At 71.8% G+C, this 6,375-nt stretch carries 5 protein-coding genes and 2 pseudogenes; 2 read left to right on the forward strand and 5 right to left on the reverse strand.

What is annotated here, in order from left to right; all coding sequences use genetic code 11:
• A pseudogene (locus tag KBX53_RS18465) lies at positions 1-932 on the reverse strand (hypothetical protein); the annotation flags it as partial.
• Between the two features lie 167 nt (positions 933-1,099).
• On the opposite strand from KBX53_RS18465, the gene KBX53_RS18470 reads away from it, so the two are divergent.
• Together KBX53_RS18470 and KBX53_RS18475 are read left to right on the forward strand one after the other, a co-directional pair.
• A complete protein-coding gene (locus KBX53_RS18470) occupies positions 1,100-2,545 on the forward strand; it encodes an alpha-amylase family protein (protein ID WP_210860617.1) in 1,446 nt (481 codons plus the stop codon).
• A 75-nt stretch (positions 2,546-2,620) separates the two neighbouring features.
• On the forward strand, positions 2,621-3,532 hold the full coding sequence (locus tag KBX53_RS18475; protein ID WP_210860619.1) for a L,D-transpeptidase: 912 nt from the start codon (positions 2,621-2,623) through the stop codon (positions 3,530-3,532).
• 16 nt (positions 3,533-3,548) lie between these two features.
• On the opposite strand, the gene KBX53_RS18480 is transcribed toward KBX53_RS18475, so the two are convergent.
• From KBX53_RS18480 to KBX53_RS18495, 4 genes and pseudogenes are all read right to left on the reverse strand, one after another.
• Positions 3,549-4,181 (reverse strand): response regulator transcription factor, encoded by a 633-nt coding sequence (locus KBX53_RS18480; RefSeq protein ID WP_210860621.1) that lies wholly within the window; start codon positions 4,179-4,181, stop codon positions 3,549-3,551.
• Positions 4,178-5,308 (reverse strand): sensor histidine kinase, encoded by a 1,131-nt coding sequence (locus KBX53_RS18485; RefSeq protein ID WP_210860623.1) that lies wholly within the window; start codon positions 5,306-5,308, stop codon positions 4,178-4,180. Before KBX53_RS18485 ends, KBX53_RS18480 begins: the two co-directional genes overlap by 4 nt.
• Before the next feature lie 26 nt (positions 5,309-5,334).
• Positions 5,335-6,135, reverse strand: coding sequence for an ABC transporter permease (locus tag KBX53_RS18490; protein ID WP_030330338.1), 801 nt, complete (start codon positions 6,133-6,135; stop codon positions 5,335-5,337).
• 1 nt (position 6,136) lies between these two features.
• Positions 6,137-6,375, reverse strand: a pseudogene (locus tag KBX53_RS18495) (ABC transporter ATP-binding protein); the annotation flags it as partial.

A 6,375-nucleotide genomic window follows, 5' to 3' on the forward strand; every position in this document is an offset into this window, starting at 1 on the left:
CGCCGACCCAACCCGGCCAGCAGCGATCGGGCGGTCTTCGCCTCTTCAGCCCGGCCGACCATCACCGCGTTGCGCACCGCTGCCTGGTGCTGCTCGCGGCTGCGCCGACCGATGGTGACCGAGAACCGCACCAGCAGGGCCAGCACCACCAGCAAGACGCAGCCCAGGTAGCTGAACATCACCCAGGGCGCTGCGGCCCGACCGGCGTTGAGGCCGTGCAGGATGGCGAAGGGCCAGGCCAGGTACGCGGTCGAGTGCAGCGCGCGCCAGAGCCACCTCGGACCGACGCCCGCGAAGCGGGCGCGGATGATGCCGGTCCAGATCACGCTGACCATCAGCAGCGCGGCGACGGTGCCGAGCCCGACGTAGAAACCCCCGCCGCCGACGAACGGCACCAGCGCGTCGGTCGCCGCCGCCCGCCCCGTGCCGATCTTGGTGAGGACGTGGAAGCCGAGCCCGGCCACCCCCAGCACACCGGTGGCCCGGTGCGCCGACTGCATCAGCACCCGGTGCGGGATACGCAGCACCAGCCGGTCGGTGGCGAGCAGACCGAGCATGACGGTGAGACTCAACGACACCAGGGAGACCACCCCGGCGAAGAACTCGGTGAAGAAGAAGCCGTACGCGTACGCCGTCTGACCGGTGCCGGTCAGCATGATCGCCGCCCAGAGCGCGGCGAGCACCGAAGCGATCAGCAGGGCGCTCGCCGACCGGGACGGGGTGCGCACCCCCCGACTGCTGGCGGTGGTCCGGATCGTCGCCTTCTTGTCCTGCTGTGCCCGGGCCATCTGCTCCTCGATCGTCTCGCGGCGGCGTACCACCGGCCGACCCCTGCTCCCCCATCCAGTACGGACCGGCGGGGCGCGCGGATCACCCGCCGCGAAAAATTTCTGGGCCGAGATCGAACCGAGGGGCACGGCCGTGCGTTGCACCCGCTCCCACCCACCAGATCGGACAGTGACGAACGTGCATGCATTGACACTCCGTGCAACACGCTTGTAACCTTTCAGCAAATTTCAGTCCGGGTTGCAAGATTCCGGCAACCGGGCGTTCCCCCACCGCACCACCACCCCCGCTCCCGCTCCCGTCAGGAGTCCCCATGCACCGACGTCGACGCGGCTCGGCGCTCCTCGCCCTCGGCCTGATCGCCAGCCTGCTCGTCCCCACCACAGTGACGGCACCCCCGGCCGTCGCCGCCCCGTCCGGCGGCAAGAAGGTCATCGTCCAGCTCTTCGAGTGGAACTGGCCCTCGGTGGCCAACGAGTGCCAGAGCACCCTCGGCCCGAAGGGCTACGGCTACGTGCAGGTCTCACCCCCGCAGGAGCACGTGCGGGGCAACCAGTGGTGGCTGGCGTACCAGCCGGTCAGCTACCGGATCGAGTCCCGCAAGGGCACCCGGGCCCAGTTCCAGTCGATGGTGAACACCTGCCACGCGGCCGGGGTCAAGGTGATCGTCGACGCGGTGGTCAACCACATGTCCGGTCAGGACAACGGCGGCATCGGCTGGGCCGGCTCGTCCTACTCGCACTACGACTACCCGGGCATCTACCAGACCCAGGACTTCCACCACTGCGGGCGCAACGGCGGCGACGACATCGCCAACTACAACGACCGGTACGAGGTGCAGAACTGCGAGCTGGTCAACCTCTCGGACCTGAAGACCGAGTCGGACTACGTCCGCACGAAGATCGCCTCGTACCTCAACGACCTGCTCTCCCTCGGCGTCGACGGCTTCCGGATGGACGCCAGCAAGCACATGCCGGCCGCCGACATCGCCGCGATCAGGGGCAAGCTGTCCCGCTCCGCGTACATCGTGCAGGAGGTCATCTACGGTGCCGGCGAGCCGGTCCAGCCGACCGAGTACACCGGCAACGGTGACGTGCACGAGTTCCGCTACGGCAAGGACCTGGCCCGGGTTTTCCGGTCCGAGCGGTTGGCGTACCTGCGCAACTTCGGCGAGGGCTGGGGGCACCTGCCCACCGGCCCGGCGTCGGTGTTCGTCGACAACCACGACACCCAGCGCGACTCCGGCGGAGTGTTGACCTACAAGGACCGGGGGATCTACGCCCTGGCGAACGCCTTCATGCTGGCCTGGCCGTACGGCTCCCCCACCGTCATGTCCAGCTACACCTTCAGCAGCCGCGACGCCGGCCCGCCGTCGGACGGGGCCAACAAGACACTCAACACCACCTGCTACTCCGGCTGGGAGTGCGAGCACCGTTGGCCGGTGATCGCCAACATGGTCGGCTTCCGCAACGCCACCGAGGGCGCCGGGGTGGCCAACTGGTACGACAACGGCAACAACCACATCGCGTTCAGCCGCAGTGGCAAGGGCTTCATCACCGTCAACGACGAGGACGCCGCGGTGAACGGTCGCTCGTACTACACGGGGTTGCCCGCCGGCCGGTACTGCGACGTCATCCACGGCACGTACGCGGGCGGCACGTGCAGCGGACCAGTGATCACGGTGGACGGTAACGGCTGGTTCGCGGCCAACGTGCCCGCGCACGACGCCGTGGCCATCCACATCGGCGCACGAATCTGATTCGGTCGGGGCCTCCGGGCGGCGGATTTCGCCGAACCGGGGGCCCCGGCGCAATCGCCACCATAGAGTGATTTCGTGTCGTTTGACCGAAAGACTCCGTCCCGCCGTCGCGGCGTCTGGGTGACCGCCGCCATCGGCGTACCCGCGCTGCTGGTGACCGCGCTGCTGGTCGGCCAGGCCCTCACCCCCAGCTCGACGGCCCCCGACGACAGCAGCGTGGTGGTGGCCGACCCGACCCCGAGCAGTGTGGAGCAGAGCCCGGACGAGTCGGTCCTCCCGGCCGCGCCCGCCCCGGACGGGCTGCCGGTGGTCGACTACGACCCGGCACCCGGCGGGTTCCCCGCCGATCCGGCCACCATGGACGTCACGCCGCTGACCGACGGCGCGCACCCGACCAGACGGATCGCCGCGTACGACGCGCCCGGTGGTCGTCCGCGCGCGTTCCTCGAACCGACGATCCGCGGTGTGGAGCTGACCATGCCGATCGCCCAGCGGCGGGCCGGCTGGACCGCCGTCCTGCTGCCCTCGGCCAACCGGCGGCTCGCCTGGCTGCCACCCGGCGGGTTCGAGACGGTGCCGCTGCGCGACCAGATCGTCGTCGAACGCAAGGCGCACCGGCTCACCTGGTACCGGGCCGGCAAGGCGGTGCGTTCCTGGGAGGTCAGCCTCGGCCAGTCCGGCCAGGAGACTCCACTCGGGCGGACCTTCATCCTGGGCCGCACCCCACCGCCGGAGTCGGTCTACGGCGGGGTGGACATCTACGCCCTCGGTTCGGTGCCGGACGATCCGGAGTCGGTGCCGGACGGGCTGCGCGGCGCGCACATCGGCGTGCACACCTGGCACAACGACGACGAGCTCGGCGAGAACACCACGAACGGCTGCATCCGGCTGACCCGCTCCGGGCAGCGGGAGCTGCTCGCCGAGGTCCGCCCCGGCAGCAGCGTGGTGGTGGTCGACCAACTGGCCGCTCCGCCGCCGACCGCCTGAGCGCCGGCACAGCCGGTCACTCGCCGAGCAGCCAGCCGTTCCGCTCGGCGACCCGGATCGCGTCGGCCCGGTTGCGGGCACCGGTCTTGCCGATCGCCGCCGACAGGTGGTTGCGGACCGTCCCCTCGGACAGGTGCAGAGCCCGGGCCAGGTCGGCGACGGTGCCGCCGCCCCGAGCGGTCCGCAGCACCTCGGTCTCCCGCTCGGTCAGTGGGCTCGCGCCGGTGGCCAGGGTCTCCGCGGCCAGCGTCGGGTCGACCACCCGCAGGCCCGCGTGCACCCGACGGACCGCGTCGGCGAGCTGCCGGGCCGGGGTGTCCTTGACCACGAACCCGCTCGCACCGGCCTCCATCGCCCGACGCAGGTAGCCGGGTCGGCCGAAGGTGGTCACCACCAGCACCCGGCAGGTCGGCAGCGCCACCCGCAACGCCGAGGTGGCGGCGATCCCGTCCAGGCCGGGCATCTCCACGTCCAGCAGGGCGACGTCCGGGGCGCTGCGTCGCGCCTCGGGCACCACCTGGTCGCCCCGACCGACCTCGGCGACCACTGTCAGGTCCTCCTCCAGCGAGAGCAGGGCGGCCAGCGCACCCCGGACCAGCGCCTGGTCGTCGGCGAGCAACAGCCGGATCGGCGTCGAACCGCCGCTCACCGGGCCTCCTCCGGGGTGTGCACCCGCAGCAGAAAACCGTCGCCCGTCGGCCGGCGACCGACGGTCACGACCGCGTCCAGTCGACGCGCCCGCTCCCGCAGGCCGACCAGCCCGTGCCCGCTCGCGTCGGGAGTGGACGGACCACGCCCGTCGTCACCGATCTCGACCCGATCCGGGTGCACCCGGATCACGCAGCACCGTGCCCCACTGTGCCGGACCACGTTGGTCACCCCTTCCCGTACCGCCCAGCCGAACAACCGGTCCCACTCCCGCGGCAGGTCCGGCACCTCGGTCGGCACGTCCGCCGCGATGCCCGCCGCGGCCAGCGCCGAGCGGGCGCCGGCCACCTCGGCGGCGAGGCTGACCTCGCGGTACGCCCCGACCGTCTGCCGTACGTCGGCCAACGCGGCCCGAGCCAACGCCTCCACCTCGGCGATCTCGGCGGCGGCCCGCTCCCGGTCGACATCGAGCAGCCGCCCGGCCAACTCGGCCTTGATCGCCACCACGGTCAGCGAGTGCCCAAGAATGTCGTGCAGGTCGCGGGCGGTGCGGGCCCGCTCCTCGGCGACCGCGAGCCGACCGATCTCCTGCTGGGCGGCCCGCAGTTCGCTGTTGCGCTGGGCCAACTGGGACACCCCGAACATGGCGAACGAGGCGAGCAGCACCGCGAAGACGATGCCGTGCTCCGCCTCCCACCCCGGCACCAGCCACGACGCCAGCACGGGGGTCACCGCGCAGAGCGCCACGACGGCCAACGCCTCCCACTGCGGCAGCAGGAAGACCGCCGCCGCGGCCACGTAGACCAGAGTGGCCAGCCAGTCCCCGCCGGCGCCCGGGAGGCCGGCCAGACCCACAGCGAGCAGCAACGCCAGCCCGGCCCGCGCCCGGCCCACCGGGATCGGCCGCAGGGACTGGCGCAGCTTGCGGGCCCACTGGAACAGCAGCACGTAACCGACGCTGAAGACGACCAGGGTCGACACACCGACGATCCGCCGCCACGGCTCCGGCTGGTGCAGCGCGGTGGCGAGCGGCACGTTGAGGAAGAACAGCCAGACGGCGGCCAGCAGCCAGCCGGTGTACCGCCAGTGGCGGCTCACCTGCCAGGGCTGTCCCGTCGAGAGGTCCATCGGGTTCACGCTAACCGCCCGGCCGGTCAGACCCGCGCGGTGTCCCGGCGGAACAGCCGGGCCGCGCCGACGCCGAAGACCAGTGCCCAGACGACGAGGTTGACCACCGCCGCCATGCTCACCCCGTCGCCGGTGAGGGGGGCGCGAGCCAGCACACCCATGCCGTACACCGGGGTGAACGTCGCGACCTGCTGGAGCACGTCCGGCAGCACCTCGACCGGGACGAACAGCCCGCCGAACATGGCCAGCACCGCCAGCACCGGACCGATGATCTGCATGACGTTCTCGGCCGGCGCCAGGTACCCGATGAACAGACCGAACGCGGCGAAGACCAGCGAGCCGACCCAGGCGGCGAGCCCGGACAGCAGCCAGACGTACGCCGGGACGCGAACGCCGGCCACGGCGCCCACCAGGAACTCGATGACGACCGCGAGCAGGCCCAGGCTCATCGCGGTGATCAGCTTGGTCGCCACGTACGCCGCCGGGCGCAGCGGGGTGAGCCGCAACTGTCGGCTCCAGCCCAGCGCCCGTTCGGTGGCCACCGCACCACCGACGCTGGTGGTCGCCACCATGGCCGCGTACACGGCCAGGCTGATCATGACGTACGCCGTCACCGGGCGGCCGTTGTCCAGTGACTGCCCGCCCTGCGGCAGACCGAAGATGAGGAAGAAGACGCCCGGCATGATCAGCGTGAAGGCGAGGGTGCGGCGGTTGCGCAGCACCCGGCGCAGCTCGATACCCAGGGCACCCGGGGCGAACCCGCCCAGTGCGGGCAGCCGACGGTCCGGCGTCGTGACAGCGGCGCGCGTGGAGGTGGAGGTGGTCATCTCAGGCTCCGGTCTGCGTGGTGGTCAGGGCGAGGAAGGCGTCCTCGAGGTTGCGGGAGGTGATCTCGACGTCCCGGGCGGCGGTCCGGGTCAGCAGGTGCCGGGCGACCGCGTCCGAGTCGCCGGTCCGCACCAGCACACTGTCGCCGCGCACCTCCACGGCGTCCACGCCGGGCAGTGCGGCGAGCGCGGCCTGGTCCGCGCCGGGCAGGGTGGCCCGCACGGTACGACCGGCGGCCA

It is taken from the genome of Micromonospora sp. M51, from assembly GCF_018070305.1.
GTDB classification, from domain to species: Bacteria; Actinomycetota; Actinomycetes; order Mycobacteriales; family Micromonosporaceae; genus Micromonospora; species Micromonospora parva.

Bases quoted from the DNA above. Each gene is read 5' to 3' on its own strand.
- KBX53_RS18470 (WP_210860617.1), top strand. From the start codon at position 1,100: ATGCACCGACGTCGACGCGGCTCGGCGCTCCTCGCCCTCGGCCTGATC.
- KBX53_RS18485 (WP_210860623.1), bottom strand. From the start codon at position 5,308: ATGGACCTCTCGACGGGACAGCCCTGGCAGGTGAGCCGCCACTGGCGG.
- KBX53_RS18490 (WP_030330338.1), bottom strand. From the start codon at position 6,135: ATGACCACCTCCACCTCCACGCGCGCCGCTGTCACGACGCCGGACCGT.